The organism is Streptomyces sp. KMM 9044, from assembly GCF_024701375.2.
GTDB lineage: Bacteria > Actinomycetota > Actinomycetes > Streptomycetales > Streptomycetaceae > Streptomyces.
Map to the genome: position 1 here is coordinate 104,147 of NZ_CP113910.1, position 13,629 is coordinate 117,775.

At 67.3% G+C, this 13,629-nt stretch carries 13 protein-coding genes and 2 pseudogenes; 5 read left to right on the forward strand and 10 right to left on the reverse strand.

Annotated features, from left to right (window positions below; translation table 11 throughout):
- The first annotated feature begins 264 nt into the window (after positions 1 to 264).
- Together HUV60_RS00475 and HUV60_RS00480 are read left to right on the forward strand one after the other, a co-directional pair.
- A complete protein-coding gene (locus HUV60_RS00475) occupies positions 265 to 837 on the forward strand; it encodes a DUF6328 family protein (RefSeq protein ID WP_443047197.1) in 573 nt (190 codons plus the stop codon).
- 102 nt (positions 838 to 939) lie between these two features.
- The gene (locus HUV60_RS00480) at positions 940 to 1,242 is read left to right on the forward strand and encodes a transposase (protein WP_257852997.1); all 303 of its coding nucleotides are present in this window, start codon (positions 940 to 942) and stop codon (positions 1,240 to 1,242) included.
- 107 nt (positions 1,243 to 1,349) lie between these two features.
- On the opposite strand, the pseudogene tnpC reads toward HUV60_RS00480, so the two are convergent.
- The 5 genes and pseudogenes from tnpC to ltrA all read right to left on the reverse strand — a co-directional run bounded on the left by tnpC (position 1,350) and on the right by ltrA (position 7,479).
- Positions 1,350 to 2,777, reverse strand: a pseudogene (gene tnpC / locus HUV60_RS00485) (IS66 family transposase).
- Between the two features lie 218 nt (positions 2,778 to 2,995).
- Positions 2,996 to 3,841, reverse strand: coding sequence for an RNA polymerase sigma factor SigF (locus HUV60_RS00490; protein WP_257852995.1), 846 nt, complete (start codon positions 3,839 to 3,841; stop codon positions 2,996 to 2,998).
- A gap of 166 nt (positions 3,842 to 4,007) precedes the next feature.
- A complete protein-coding gene (locus HUV60_RS00495; RefSeq protein ID WP_257852994.1) occupies positions 4,008 to 4,223 on the reverse strand; it encodes a hypothetical protein in 216 nt (71 codons plus the stop codon).
- Positions 4,224 to 4,602: 379 nt separating this feature from the next.
- The gene (locus HUV60_RS00500) at positions 4,603 to 5,796 is read right to left on the reverse strand and encodes a PP2C family protein-serine/threonine phosphatase (RefSeq protein WP_257852993.1); all 1,194 of its coding nucleotides are present in this window, start codon (positions 5,794 to 5,796) and stop codon (positions 4,603 to 4,605) included.
- 438 nt (positions 5,797 to 6,234) lie between these two features.
- On the reverse strand, positions 6,235 to 7,479 hold the full coding sequence (gene ltrA / locus HUV60_RS00505; RefSeq protein WP_257852991.1) for a group II intron reverse transcriptase/maturase: 1,245 nt from the start codon (positions 7,477 to 7,479) through the stop codon (positions 6,235 to 6,237).
- A 771-nt stretch (positions 7,480 to 8,250) separates the two neighbouring features.
- On the opposite strand from ltrA, the gene HUV60_RS00510 reads away from it, so the two are divergent.
- A complete protein-coding gene (locus HUV60_RS00510; protein ID WP_257852990.1) occupies positions 8,251 to 8,466 on the forward strand; it encodes a hypothetical protein in 216 nt (71 codons plus the stop codon).
- Between the two features lie 186 nt (positions 8,467 to 8,652).
- Positions 8,653 to 8,964 (forward strand): annotated as a pseudogene (locus tag HUV60_RS00515) (transposase); the annotation flags it as partial.
- Between the two features lie 30 nt (positions 8,965 to 8,994).
- On the opposite strand, the gene HUV60_RS00520 reads toward HUV60_RS00515, so the two are convergent.
- Both HUV60_RS00520 and HUV60_RS00525 read right to left on the reverse strand, forming a co-directional pair.
- Positions 8,995 to 9,927 (reverse strand): IS3 family transposase, encoded by a 933-nt coding sequence (locus HUV60_RS00520; RefSeq protein WP_257848367.1) that lies wholly within the window; start codon positions 9,925 to 9,927, stop codon positions 8,995 to 8,997.
- Positions 9,924 to 10,274 carry a transposase gene (locus HUV60_RS00525; RefSeq protein ID WP_257848366.1) on the reverse strand — a complete coding sequence of 117 codons (351 nt, stop codon included), beginning with the start codon at positions 10,272 to 10,274 and terminating at the stop codon, positions 9,924 to 9,926. The genes HUV60_RS00520 and HUV60_RS00525 overlap by 4 nt, the downstream gene beginning before the upstream one ends.
- Positions 10,275 to 10,677: 403 nt before the next feature.
- Here HUV60_RS00525 and HUV60_RS00530 point away from each other — a divergent pair, with 403 nt between their 5' ends.
- Entirely contained in the window at positions 10,678 to 11,100 is a 423-nt protein-coding gene (locus tag HUV60_RS00530) for a DUF6003 family protein (protein ID WP_257852989.1), read from the forward strand.
- A 392-nt stretch (positions 11,101 to 11,492) separates the two neighbouring features.
- Here the strand turns inward: HUV60_RS00530 and HUV60_RS00535 are convergent, their stop codons facing one another.
- From HUV60_RS00535 to HUV60_RS00545, 3 genes are all read right to left on the reverse strand, one after another.
- Complete coding sequence (locus HUV60_RS00535) at positions 11,493 to 11,981, reverse strand: hypothetical protein (RefSeq protein WP_257852988.1); 489 nt, start codon at positions 11,979 to 11,981, stop codon at positions 11,493 to 11,495.
- Positions 11,982 to 12,267: 286 nt separating this feature from the next.
- Positions 12,268 to 12,441: a hypothetical protein gene (locus tag HUV60_RS00540; protein ID WP_257852987.1), complete on the reverse strand. Its 174-nt coding sequence runs from the start codon at positions 12,439 to 12,441 to the stop codon at positions 12,268 to 12,270.
- 247 nt (positions 12,442 to 12,688) lie between these two features.
- On the reverse strand, positions 12,689 to 13,519 hold the full coding sequence (locus HUV60_RS00545; protein ID WP_257852986.1) for an alpha/beta fold hydrolase: 831 nt from the start codon (positions 13,517 to 13,519) through the stop codon (positions 12,689 to 12,691).
- Positions 13,520 to 13,629 lie beyond the last annotated feature (110 nt).

Genomic DNA, 13,629 nt, shown 5'->3' on the forward strand with positions numbered 1-13,629 from the left:
CTCTGCAGCCGGTCCTTGCCGACCGGAAAGAGCGGAGTCCAGGGCAGTGCCGTACGCCAACTGTCGCCGCCGCGCATCCAGTCCCCGATGACCTGCACGTCGCCAAGAAGCGGTAGGTGCAGGGGAAGGCGCGCAGCTTCCGGTCCGGCCCGGGTTCCTGACATGTCCGCCTGCTCATGTGCTCGATCAGGCCGGGCGGCGCCGGTTGCTGTCGGCATGCAACGAAGCCGGGCGGGCAGACGGAGGTTCGGAACGGGAGGAAACATGAGCTTGACTGTGGAGTCGACCGAGCGGTCGGAAGTGGAGACCGACCGGTGCGGCGGGTGCGGCGGTCACGCCACCTCTCCTGGGGCCGAGGCGTCGGAGACCCCACATGAGCGCGTCAATCGCCGGTGGAACGAGGTCATGCAGGAGACGCGCGTCGCGCAGACAGGAGTCCAGATCCTCTTCGGTTTCCTGCTCAGCGTCGCCTTCACGCCCCTCTTCCACGACTTGGGCACGTTCGACCACGTCGTCTACGTCATCACGGTGGTGTCGGGTGCGGCGGCGACCGCATCCCTGATAGCGCCGGTGTCGATCCACCGTTTCCTGTCCGGGCAGCGCATGAAGGACGAGATGGTGGAGGTGGCGCACCGGCTCATGATGGGCGGCATGGCTCTACTGGCCATGACGATCGGCTGCACCCTGCTCCTGATCCTGCACGTTGTCGTGCCGGGCCTCATGGCGAAGCTGCTTGTCGGCGCGGTGATGCTGTGGTTCGCACTGTCCTGGTACGCCCTCCCCCTGTGGCTGCGCCGTCGCTCGAACCGCCGAGCAGCACAACAGGACTCTTCCTGACGGATGCTCTGCAGGCATCGCTTCGACTGCTTGTCTTGAGGTGCCCCGAGGTTTCCGGACGGAGACCCAATAGGATCTCTGTCCAAAGGAAACGAGGTAACTGTGGCGCCACCCAGTAAGTACTCACCGGAATTTCGCGAAGAAGCCGTCCAGGTCACGCCGAGGTCAAGTAAGACCATCACCGAGGTTGCTCGGGAGTTCGACCTCAATTATGAAACCCTTCGCGGCTGGGTGAAGAAGCATCAGATACAGCAGGAGCCTTCAGTGGGTGCGGAACTGACAGTAAATGAGCGCGCACGCCTGAAGGAACTTGAACGAATGAACCGCGAGCTCGAGATGGAAAACAGTTTCCTGAAAAAAGCCGCAGCGTACGTGTGTCCTGAACGGAGGCGACTGCCGGTATAGGTCGGTAGACATCGATGGTGCTGCACAGGTGATGAGGGTTTGGCCCCTTGGAGTCGCTCGGCGGAGAGAGGCTTCAAACGTAGCTGTTCAGCAGGGGTGACGGATCTTCAGGCTGCTGTGGTGAGGTGACCGGGTGTGAGGGCAGGCGGGAGCCACGCGCCGGTGGTGAAGAGCTCCTCCAGTGCGTCGAGTTTGTCCCGGCCCCACTTGCCCGCGGTGGACAGGTAGGACTGGACGACAGCGAAGTCGATCAGTCCCTGGAGGGTGCGTCGGCAGCCGCCGGAGGCGCGTTGTTGCACCTTGACGGGGCGTTGGTCACGTTCGGCGACATTGTTCGAGAAGGGGACAGCTAGATCGGTGGCGAAGCGGAGGATCATGTCCTCGTTGGTCTCGAACCGGCGGATCAGGGTGCGGGCTTCCTTGGCCGGCAGGCTCTGTCTGCCGAGGTTGTCGTCCCGGCCGCGGGCCAGCGCGCCGAGGTAGCGGCTACGGATACCGGCCAGGACACGGGGGCGAGCGTGTCGCAACCGGCCGCGCGGGCGGCGTGGGCAGCCTTGTTCGCCTCGCACAAAGTGGTGGCCATCGCCTCGGCCCACAACTGCCCGTCCGCATCGCCCTCGTGGATGCTGTGCAGGTCACGCAACAGGTGGGCACCGCACCAGGCGTGCAGGATGTGGTCGAGGTGGGTGTAGCCCGCGTAGCCGTCGCGCACCAGGATGCCGTCGAAGGCGGGCCAGATACCGCCCTCGTCTATGGCCTCCATCGTGCGCTTGCCGACGTGCATCGCGGTCAGGTACTCGGTGCAGGCCACGTGCAGATAGCGCAGGGCGCCCTCGGCGCGGGCGCAGGTCTCGTCCGCGTGCGCGACCGGAGCCGCAGCGATCAACTCCCGCACCCGGGGCGGGAAGCCGGTCTCCGGCAGGCGGGCGGCCCTGCCGCGCAGCGCGGCCACCCAGCCACCGGAGACTGATGCTCCCAGCAGGGCGGACAGCACGGAAGCGGCCCGGCGGACGGGGAGATGGTGGGCACACCAGCCAAGCGGCCCGCGCCATCAGCGCGGGGCCGTACTGCACCCGTCCGCGCGCCCAGTCCAGGATGTCACCGACCGTGGTGGTGCCACAGCCGGTGCAGGTCCGCGATACGGCCTGGTACTCGGTGACGTGGGGGCGCGGCGGAGGCGGCGGGGCGTCGAAGACCTGGTGACTGCGCTCGTCGAAGACCGGGGCATCGGTCAGGGAGGCACCGCACCCGCAGTAGGTCCGCGGATCGTGGCGGACGACCTCATCCGGATCCCCGACCCGCTTCAGCGTGCTGCCCGGGGTGCCGTCCTGCTTACCCGGGCGACGCCCCGAGCGGGTACGCGAGGACCGCTTCGGCGCCGGCCTGGTAAACGGAGTGTCCGAAGACGGCGGCTGCGAAGAGTTCGACGAGTCCTTGCCCAGCCGACGCTCCAACTCCGCAACCCGCGCGACGAGCTGCTCGACCAGCTCAGTCAAGGACGTGATCGTGGCATCCTTCGCCGACAACAGGAGCAACAACTCCTCGCGCGTCGGCTCACCTTGGGACTCCACACCACAAGCCTACCGATCACGCGATAGCGAGGTCCAACAGACCGTCACCCCAGCTGAACAGCTACGTTCGAGGGCACCTCCGGACTCGAGAGGGAAGACCTCGCCACCCTGCACCCCGACCCACGAAGATCACAAACAGCAAACTTCCAGGTCAAACACCTGGCTGGTTGAACAACAGCTAGTCAGTGACCGGTGAGCATGCCTTCCCGCAGCCGGGTGAGAGTGCGCGACAGCAGTCGGGAGACGTGCATCTGGGAGACACCGAGGCGTTCGCCGATCTGGGCCTGGGTGAGTTCTTCCACGAACCGCATGTGGATGATCTGCCGGTCCCGCTCATCGAGTTCCGCGATCAGTGGGGCCAGGGTGTGGAAGTCCTCCACCAGCTCCAGAGCCTGGTCCTGGGCGCCGATGAAGTCCTGCAGCGCGGCTTCGCCGTCCTCACTGCCGCTGATGGTGGCGTCCAGGGAGGAGGAGTTGTAGCCGTTCGCCGCGAGGCGGGCCTCCCGTACCTCTTCCTCGGGAAGGTTCATCAGCTCCGACAGTTCCTTCACCGTCGGGGTACGCCCCAGGCGGCTGCGGAGTTCCTCAGTGGCGCGTGCGAGCTGGACGCGGGCTTCCTGCAGGCGGCGTGGAACGTGCACGGCCCAGGTGGTGTCGCGGAAGAACCGCTTGATCTCGCCGACGATGTAGGGGATGGCGAAGGAGGTGAACTCCGCCTCCCGGGAGAGGTCGAACCGGTCGATCGCCTTGATCAGGCCGATCATGCCGACCTGGACGATGTCCTCCATCTCCTCCGGCCCCCGGCTGCGGAACCGGCCGGCCGCGAAGCGGACCAGGGACATGTTCATCTCGATCAGCGTGTTCCGCGCGTAGCTGTACTCCGGCGTGCCCTCCTCCAGCACCGCAAGCTGGTCGAAGAACAGCCTGGACAGCTCGCGAGCATCCTTCGGCGCCACCTGAGAAGGATCGGCAACCTCCGGCAACTCGTGCGCCTGCGTGTCCGTTGCCGTCACGTTCATGAGCGCCATGACAGATCCCTCCCACCGTCGAAGCCAACCGCGCCGCCAGTCCGATGCAGTCGACGCCGCTGCGCGGATACCCCCTCGTCCTGCCTCTATGCCTGCACTCGCGCAAAAGAGGGAACACACTTGTCGAGCGGCCCGGCACCCAAGGGGACGATCCAGTGCCCCCCGGTCAGGCAGCACGACGGAACGGCATCACGGCAGCCGGGCCCACCGAGCGGGGCCCCGACTTGCCGCGGACCTTGTCCATGACCTGTCCGGAGACGAGTCCGGCCTCGCGGGTGGCGTCCAGGCCGATCCGTTGGGCGACCAGGCCGGCATCGATGAGGTCCTCGGCTCCCAGGCCAATCCTGGTCAGGCGGACACGCCGGAGACCGGCGGCGTCCATCGGCTGGCAGGCGAGGGGGCGCAGGTCGTCATCATGTGCGGAGGGCCCGGCAAGACGGCTGGTCTTCTCCCAGCTGTGCCGCCCGCGAACGTCAAGGTCAGGGTGAGCGCTCGTGCGGCCTGACCGCAGCGGCGCGGCAGTCGGAACGGACGCCCAGGTCCCGCAGGGTGGCCCGGACGGTGGCGCTGTCAAGGGTGTGGGCTCTGTTGCTCAATTGCGGAGAGTGACGCCGGCCTGTCGACGGGGCGCAGGGAACGGGTCTCGCGAGGAGGCGGTCCGGCCCCGGACCCTCTCGGATGCGGTGCGTGACCATCCCCTGAATTGAGCAGCAGAGTCGGCGTGGTGGGCAAAGCGGTGCCGCACGGCGGGCCGCTGCGGCTCAGCGCTGCGGGTCCGGTCTGGTCTCGGCCGGTCTGGGATGTTCGCCGTGCCAGTCCAGTATCAGGACCGTGGCGTCGTCCTTGAGGTTGCCATGGCAGGCGTCGAGCACCGCGGCGGTCAGGCTTCGGACGGCTGCTCTTGGATGCAGCGTGCGGGTGTCGTGAACGATCGAGGCCAGGTCGACGGCTGCGGCACCGCGCTCCTGCATTCCGTCGGTGAGCAGGATCAGGCGGTCTCCGGGCTGCAGTTGCAGTTCCTGCAGACGATAGGAGGCGGGTGCCGCCACACCGAACGGCAGGTTGACGGCGAGTTTGACCTCTTCGACGGTGCCGTCGCGCAGCCGCAGTGGCCAGGGGTGGCCGGCGTTGACCAATTCACACAGGCCTGTTTCGAGGTCGACGCACAGCAGTTGCCCGGTGGCCAGGCCCTGGCTGTGGCTCAGCAGGGTCTGGTGGGCGTGCTGGGCTTGCGTGAGGGCGTCACAGCCGCTGCGGCGTGCCCGCCGCAGCGCGCCGACCAGCAGGGTGGCCAGCAGAGCGGAGTCCGTGTCGTGGCCCATGGCGTCGGTGATGGACAGGTACAGGGTGTCGCGGTCGAGGGTGTAGTCGTAGGTGTCGCCACCGATGTCGTCGGCCGGGATCAGCCCGGCGGCGAGGGTGAACTGGGCCGCCTCGCAGCAGGGGGCCGAGGGAAGCAGTTGGTGCTGGATCTCCGCGGCCAGGCTGGTCTCGGTGGTGCGCCCGCCCAAGTGGTACAGATCGGTGAAGCGGCGGTCCGTGACGATGACGTAGGCCAGCGCGTGTGCCGCCTCGCGAACCTGTCGGAGCACGGTGTCGTCGGCGGACTGCAGGATCATCTCCAAAAGGCCGATGCAGTCGCCGCGGTTGGTGACCGGCGTGATGACGCGCCGTCCATCCTGGCCCTCCGGTTCCACATGCTGGCACTGGCTCTGCAGAACGGTGTCGTAGACACTGCCCTGCAGGTCGATCGGCTCGGCATGGTCCACGGCATCACCGCTGGTCGCGGTGAGCCGTACCAGCCGCCGACCGACGAGATCGACGAAAAGGAAGGACACGCATTCCGCACCGAATCGCTTTTGCAGGTCGCGTGCTATCACATCCACGGACTCACTGGGCGGCGCCGCCTCCGCAGAGGCCAGCAACTCGCCCAGCTCCAGATCTCCACCCTCCACGGCAACCTCCGATCGACTGCCGAAACCTTTTCCCCAAGTTTCCGCGATATCACCCGACGCACCCGTCGTGACTGGTCAGGACGGTTAACTCTTTCCAGCCCCGGTGACAGGTCGGGCCGTTGGAACTCCCCACGAACTCTTTTCCGGGCGACTTCGGGTACCTCCGGGAGACACTCAGCCATGGCGCGGAGTGGCCGCTGCACGGAAGTCGAGCCAGAACCGGGAAACACGAACGCAGCCATGGCCGTCACCGCCCGAGCGACCTCGCCCCGGTCGAAGTACAGACGGTTCCTCCCGGTCTTCGGCATCAGCGGTGGACCACCCCACGTGATCTTCGGGCCGCCTAGTAGTCGGGTCGCCCGGGGGAATCTCACCCCCGGGCTCCCACGGAACGGAACGTGACAGTCTCCCGTCATTCCGCTCTTGTCGTCCTGGTCCTCAGCCCGTCGGGGCCACCCAGGTCCAGTGAGCGAAGTACTTCGGACGGCGTGCATGGCCCTCGGTCAGCCGCCGCAGGGCTTGCTTCATCCCCACCCGGTACTTCTTCCCGATCCACCGCAGCAGGTAGGTGTTGATGCGGTCGAACAGCGGGTACAGCGCCGAGCGATAGAAACGCCCGTAGTAGTTCGCCCATCCCCGGACCACCGGATTCATCATCCGGGCCAAGTCGGTCGACTCCCACGTGGTGCGCCGGTGCAGTCGCCAGGACCGCACCGTCCTGCTCAGCCTCTTCAGGGCCTGCTTGCTGATCGCGGGCAGAAACGCGGTGAACATCACCCCGTGCCTGTCCTTGGCTCCTCGCGGCCGGAACGTGAACCCCAGAAACGTGAACCCGGTGACCGGGAACCGGCCACGTCGGTTGTCGTCCTTGCAGTACACGATCCTGGTCTTGTCCGGATGCAGCTCCAGACCGACCTCCGCCATCCTCGACCGCAACGCGGTCAGGACCCGTTTCGCCCCGGCCAACGTGCGGCAATGGATCACCGCATCATCGGCGAAACGCTCGAACGGGCAGTCCGGGTACTCCCGGACCATCCACATATCGAACGCATAATGCAGAAAAAGGTTCGCCAAGACGGGCGATACCGCAGAACCCTGCGGCGTGCCCTCTGCCCGTTCAGTTGTGGACCCGTCAGGAAGCCGCAGTCCGGCGGCCAGCCACCGCCGGACGTACAGCACCACCCAACGAGCGTCGGTGTGCGCCTCAACCGCGGCTACGACCTTGTCCCATGGGACGGTGTCGAAGAACTTCCGGATGTCGAACTCGACCACCCAGTCATACCGCCAACACCGCTCCCGGCAGACCTGGACCGCATCCAGGGCCGACTTACCCGGCCGGTATCCGAAGGAATCCGGATGGAACACCCGCTCCACCCGTTCCGACAGGTGCCGGGCCACCACCGTCTGCGCCACCCGATCAGCAACAGTGGGCACACCGAGAACACGCGTACCTCCTGCACTCTTCGGGATCGGCACCGCCTTGACGTCCGGCGGGAAGTAGGTGCCCGAGGACATCCGGTTCCAGATCTTGTACAAGTTGTTCTTCAGATCCTTCTCGAACGCCTCGATGGACACTCCGTCCACCCCGGACGCGCCCTTGTTCCCTCTCACCTTCTCCCAGGCGTCCCACACCTCCCGCTTGGAGATGTCGAACGGCTTGGCTGACGCTTTCAACTCGTCCATCCCGCTCCTCCCGGAGAACTTCCGGTTGACGACACAAACCAGTCACGAACGACCCGGCCCCTTCGCTCCACTCCCATTACAGGAGCTTCGGCACTACTACGAGCCGGTCCGCCGGCGCGCCGCGCGACGATACTCAACGCCCAGCCGGAGCACTTCCGCACCGGGCTCTCCCTGTCGCCCCGGCCGCTGAGCCAGGGCAGTATCGCGACACGCCTTCCCACGTTCCGCACGGAAGCCGCAGACCGGGCTCGCGCCGCCTTCATGCCGGACACCGCCTGGCCAGTAAGCGGTCACCCGCCAGGCTCATCCCGGGATCCTGTAGACACCCCGGTTTCGATGTCACCTACTACTCACGACACGTCATCAGCGGTTCACTCGCGTTCGCCTTCCCGGTCCCCACCTGACACCTGACCAGCGCCTTTTCCCCGGACGCTCACCACGACGGTCTTCAGCCAACGCAGCTCGGGGTGGTTTGGCGCCTCCCACCGCAGGGCGACGCCGAAGGGCCACAAAACCTTCATCTTCCGTGCAGCACCACATCAAGCAGGGTCTCTACCCACATCAACCTCACTCTCTGCGTTCGTGGCACACCTACAGCCGTAGATCGTGATCTTGCTTGGCCTCTGACTGAATCTTGGCCGTTTGCCAGGAGGTCTGGCGGTGTGTCAGCAGCTCCTGGTCACAGTCGCTCCGCCGACCGCGCGGCAAACATGCAGGTCGCGGCGCAGACTCGCCCTTGGCGTCGAGCGGGTCACCTGTCACCATCAAGCCGTGGTCAACCTTTCGAAGATCGTGAGGCAGGCAGACGTCCTCCTCGACCTGATGGGCGTGGCAGTCGGCTCGATGCTGTTGGTGGTGGGCATCGAGACGTACCGCGACGGTGGATCGGTGGGCTGGCCCATAGCCGGATCGGTGCTGTTCCTGATCAACCTCTGGGTAGCCGGGCGTCGATTCGCCCGGTGCAGGAGGCCGCCTCCGTCGCCGTAGCGGCACCCCCGCATTTCCCGCCCGCTGCCGCCCGATCGGGCACGTAGGGGACACGGGCGGCTGCCTGGGACGGTCAACGGTCAAGATCACTTGCCGAAGGTCATTGCTGGTAGAGGTCGGCGTGGAGACGGGTGCGGCTGGGGAGTGTTCAATGAACGGCGGATCCGATGATCGAGGAGACGCCAGATGGGCGACATCACCATCGAGCGGATACCGGGCAGCGAGCCGGTGGTGGCCGTGCCGGCGAGTGATGAGCAGTTGGTTGCGATGCTCGTGGACCGGGCCCGCAGCGAGGGGCTGCAGCCGGCTGGGGAGGGCGGGCTGCTCCAGCAGTTGACCGAGCGGGTCCTGGAGTCCGCTCTGGGGGGCGGGATCACCGATCGCCTCGGCCACGAGAAGCACGACGCCGGGGGCCGGGGCGGCGGCAACTCCCTCAGCGGGGCCCGGGCGAAGACGGTGCCGGCCGATGTCGGTCCGGTCGGGGTGGAGGTCCCCCGTGTCAATCCCCTGGTTTCGTAGAGACCTCTTCTATGCGGCCTGACGCCTCTGGGCACTCTGGTCGCGTGCTTCGATGATGATCCGTTCGAACTCTTGCGGCGGCACCCCGCCGGCCGCGCTGTGCCTCCGGCACGGGTTGTAGAACCCGGTGATCCAGGTAGCGATCTTCAGTCGAGCCTCTGTCCGGGTCTCGAATTGGTGCCGGTGAATGTACTCGACCTTGATCAGCGAGTTGAACGATTCCGCGGCGGCGTTGTCCAGGGCTGACCCCACTCGCCCCATGGACTGCACCACGCCCAGCCGGTCACACAGGGTGTCGTACGCCTCGGACGTGTACTCGCTGCCCCTGTCGCTGTGAAAGATCGTTCCCTCCACCTGACCACCCCGTATCGCGGCTGCCATCTTCAAGGACGCGCCGACCAGAGCCGCGTCGTGGTTCTCGCCCATCGCGTAGCCGAGGCAACGGCGAGAGAACGCGTCGATGACCGTGGCCAGGTAGATCTTGCCCTCACCGGTCGCAATCTCGGTCATGTCGCCGTACCAGAGCACGTCCGGAGTGACCGCTTCGAACCGGCGGTGCACCAGGTCAGGAGCCGCTTTCCGCTTGCCCTGCCAGGTCAGCGACCTGCGTCGACGCGGAAGCTTGCGGCCCTGCAGGCCGAGCTCGGCCATGATCTCCGCGACGGTGTCCACCGAAACCTTCCAGCCCCCTGCCCACAGGTCCAGCGTGATCCGCGGTGAGCCGTAGGTCTCACCGGACTTCCGGAAGAAGTACACGATCTTCTCCCCCAGCTCCGCGCGTCCGACCTCGCGCCATGTGGGCTCGTCCGGGCGCCGGCGCCACTTGCAGAACCATGCCTCGCTCACCCCGACCACCCGGCAGATCACCCGGTGCGGGACGTCGTGCTCGACCCTCTGGCCACCGATGAAGGCGACCAGCGCCTCCGGGATGTGCTCGGTCACTTCACCCAGAGGGCCCTGCATCGCTTGAAGACATCACGCTCCGTCCCCAGCCCCCGGATCCGCTTGTTCTTCTCGCTCATCTCGCGTCGCAGCCGATCCAGCTCCGCGCGCTCGGCCTCCCGCAGACGCCCGCCAGGCACAGTCGACGCGGGCGGCGCGGGCGGCGCGGGCCGGTCCGACGACGTCGTCCCGTTGCGGCGCCAGCGCGAGACCCAACTGTGCAGGGTGCCCGGGTTGATCCCCAGCTCCTCGGCCACATCCCCGACCGGCTTCCCCGTCTCGACCACGATGCGGACGGCGCCCTCACGGAACTCGGCGTCGTACAGCGGCTTCTTCTTGGACCCCATGAACCCCAACTTCCCCTGCAATCACGGGCTCTACGCCACGAGGGGATAGTCAAACGCGACAGACCGCCTGCGGCGCACGTGCTCGTGTCCCGGCTCGCCCTGCCGCCCTTCCGCATGCGTCGAGGTCGCGGCCGGGAAGCCGGCCGGGGTCGGCCGCTGGCGGGACGTACGGGAGCGGAACCAGTGGGCCTGCTCCTGCAGGAGCGCGATACACCGGCGCAGTGCAGGGCCGGCGTCGGCGGCGATCAGCAGGCCTGCAGCAGTCAGGCGCGTGACGCACGGTAGCGGAGGACACGGAATCCCGCGCGGCGGGCGTGAATGGCCGGCGGCCGGTCGTGAGACGGCCGATGAGGGGTATAGGAAGTGCCGTCAGGACAAGAACTTCTCCTGTGAGGAACCGAAGATGACCGATGACGCCTACCTCGTCCTGCTGAACGGCACGGCCGTGACGCTCGGCGTGCCCCCTTCGGCCGTCGGGGAACTGACCTGCATGGAGGCTCCCGCGGTCCGGGCGTGGCTGCAAGCGCAGGGGGTCACCGCGACCTCCCCCGGGCTACGGCTGGTGCCGCCGGAGGAGACGGCAGCCCTTCCCGACGATGTCGAGCGGCTGCCCGTGCCCCTCGGGGAGGAGGAACTGAGCCACGTGCGCCGCCATGCCGCGCCGCACGACGTCGCCCGGCTGGAGAAGGAGTTGCTGGCCTACCGTTCCTACTCGGACGGCAGGGACGCGCTGCTCGCCCGTGCCCTGGCAGCCGGGGTGCCGGCACACCGCATCGCGGAACTCACCGGTGAAGACCTGGTCACCGTCAAGGCGTTGGCGCACTGACACCGCCCCCGCCGGGCCGTGACCGCGGCTGGAGGCCGGCTGACGGTGACGCGCCACAGGCCGGTGTCCCATCCTCCGGCCGCCGTGGCCCCGCCCTGGTGTCCTCGCGTCGGCGAGGACGGTGACACAAGGCCAAATGTTGCCCTCTGCAATCGCTTTCGCTGCAAACAGGGGCGTCGGGATAGCACGCCGGTACCGCGGTGGACCGGCACGCGCACACCTGGAAGGAGACGCATCACATGGTCAGGTCGGGCGGCAGCAGCCGGGGGGCAACGGCGACCGTGGCCGGTGTTCTGGCCGGCACAGTGCTGGTCGGTTGCGTCAACGAGGGCGGCTCGCCGGAGGAAAAGGACCGGCCGGTCGGGGCGGGGAGGTACTGACGGCCCGGTTCCTCACCATGTCAGGGCCAGCGAACCCCCGACCGGCAGCGCGTGCCAGCGGTCGGCGCAGTCGTCGAAGCGGGACACGATCCGGTCGACCACCGTGGGCATCTCCCCCGCCGTCACATATGCGGGCAGTCCCTCCGCATGGCCGCGCCGCACTTCCCACACGGGTACGGCGATGCCCGCCAGGTACTCCGAGCGGGCCATGTCCGCCTGCGCCCGGGGAGAGGGTTTCACCGGTTTCGACTTGCGACGCCGCGCGGCCTTGGCGCGCTCCGCGGGATCGATTGGCCAGAACAGGCCGTTGTCACCGGCGGCCAGCCGCCCATAGACCCCGAGCCTGATGCCTGCCTCCGCCTCGACCAGGAAGTGCACCAGGTCGTGGGGCAGGTACGGATGCCCGCCCGGCCCATTGCGCGGGGCGAGCCGCGCCCCGGTCTCACGATGCACCGCGATGTCGTAGCTCGTGGCGGGGCCTTTGGTGAAAACGACGCGCATGACCGCACTGTAGGAGATCCTCACGGCCGGGCGCACCCTGATATTCCGGCACATGGTGCCCCCCCCAGGACGGGACACCGTCCTCGGGGGCGTTGCGGGCAAAGGACCGGAAGCCACCGTATTCACCGGCGGGGTCCGCAATACGCTGCACAGGCTGCTGCACAGGCGCCCTTCGGGGAACCGCTGCCGCGGGCGGTGCCGACCACCGGGATGGGGGTGCTCGGAGTGTTCGCGGCGCCCCCGAGCACCCCGTCACGCGGGTCAGCGGTCGCAGGGTCCTCCGGGGTCAGCGCCGGCTCCTGGAAGCCCAGCCCGCACCGATTCCCGCCACATGCAGAGCCAGGGCAGTCAGCCCCAGCAGCATCACATTCGTCGAAGAGAACACATCATTGGTGCCGATGTCCGCCGCGTTGATCAAGAACGCGAAGAAGAACAGCACGGCGGCCACTATGCCAAACATGAACAGGCTCCTCCCAGTCAGGTGAAGCCCGTCTGCCCCGACAGCCCCCTCACAACCCTCTCTGCCAGCCTTGGCGGGCCGGGCCTCTTCGACGGGAGAGGCCCGGCGGGACCGCCGGGCGACTCGGAGAACACGTGCCGGAAGGCTTTCCGTTGAGATGACCGCGGCGGTCCACAGGGGGAGAACCCTGGCCGGGAGTGACTTGATGGAAGCCTGCTGAGCCGTCACCATCCGCCCAGGCTGAGGACTACGACTTCACGAAGGCAAGAAGGTCGGGGTTGAGGATCTCCGGGTGGGTCGAGAGCATGCCGTGTGGGAGCCCTTCGTACGACTTCAGGGTGCCGTTCTTCAGAAGTTCGGCAGACAGGGGCGCCGAGTCCGCGTAGGGCACGACTTGATCGTCCGTGCCGTGCGCGACGAGGACCGGGACGTCGATCTGCCTGAGGTCGTCGGTGAAGTCGGTCTCGGAGAACGCCTTGATGCACTCGTAGTGCGCATTGGCCGCGCCCGCCATCCCCTGCCGCCACCAGTTGTCGATCAGGCCCTGGTGCACCTTTGCGCCGTCGCGGTTGAAGCCGTAGAAGGGACCGGACGGCACGTCGATGTAGAACTGCGCGCGGTTGGCGGCGAGGGCTGCGCGGAATTGGTCGAACACCTCGATCGGCAGACCTCCGGGATTGCTCTCGGACTTGACCATGACCGGTGGAACGGCGCTGACGAGCACGGCCTTCGCGACACGGCCCGGCTCGGCGCGTGCCACATAGCGCGCGACCTCGCCGCCGCCGGTCGAATGTCCGATGTGTACGGCGTCATGCAGATCGAGCGCGCCGGTCAGTGCCTCGACATCGGCCGCGTAGGTGTCCATCTCGTGGCCCGTCGAGGGCTGGCTTGAACGCCCGTGACCGCGGCGGTCGTGGGCTATCACACGATAGCCGTGGGAAAGGAAGAACAACATCTGGTTGTCCCAGTCGTCGGCGCTGAGCGGCCAGCCGTGGTGGAAGACGATCGGCCGGCCCTCGCGCGGCCCCCAGTCCTTGTAGAAGATGGTGGTGCCGTCGGAGGTGGTGACTGTGCCCATTACTGGTCCTTCCACGTGTACGGCTGAGGCGGCTGGGTCGTGCGGAAACCGCTGGTGTACACAGCGGGAGGGACGGGCGGACCCAGTCATACGAGGGCGCTGGACCCGCG

What these genes read in the sequence shown, in the direction of transcription:
- HUV60_RS00475 (WP_443047197.1), top strand. Translation starts at nt 265, where the DNA reads ATGAGCTTGACTGTGGAGTCGACCGAGCGGTCGGAAGTGGAGACCGAC.
- HUV60_RS00490 (WP_257852995.1), bottom strand. Translation starts at nt 3,841, where the DNA reads ATGGCGCTCATGAACGTGACGGCAACGGACACGCAGGCGCACGAGTTG.
- HUV60_RS00495 (WP_257852994.1), bottom strand. Translation starts at nt 4,223, where the DNA reads ATGGACGCCGCCGGTCTCCGGCGTGTCCGCCTGACCAGGATTGGCCTG.
- ltrA (WP_257852991.1), bottom strand. Translation starts at nt 7,479, where the DNA reads ATGGACGAGTTGAAAGCGTCAGCCAAGCCGTTCGACATCTCCAAGCGG.
- HUV60_RS00525 (WP_257848366.1), bottom strand. Translation starts at nt 10,274, where the DNA reads ATGGGGTCCAAGAAGAAGCCGCTGTACGACGCCGAGTTCCGTGAGGGC.
- HUV60_RS00530 (WP_257852989.1), top strand. Translation starts at nt 10,678, where the DNA reads ATGACCGATGACGCCTACCTCGTCCTGCTGAACGGCACGGCCGTGACG.
- HUV60_RS00535 (WP_257852988.1), bottom strand. Translation starts at nt 11,981, where the DNA reads ATGCGCGTCGTTTTCACCAAAGGCCCCGCCACGAGCTACGACATCGCG.
- HUV60_RS00540 (WP_257852987.1), bottom strand. Translation starts at nt 12,441, where the DNA reads ATGTTTGGCATAGTGGCCGCCGTGCTGTTCTTCTTCGCGTTCTTGATC.
- HUV60_RS00545 (WP_257852986.1), bottom strand. Translation starts at nt 13,519, where the DNA reads ATGGGCACAGTCACCACCTCCGACGGCACCACCATCTTCTACAAGGAC.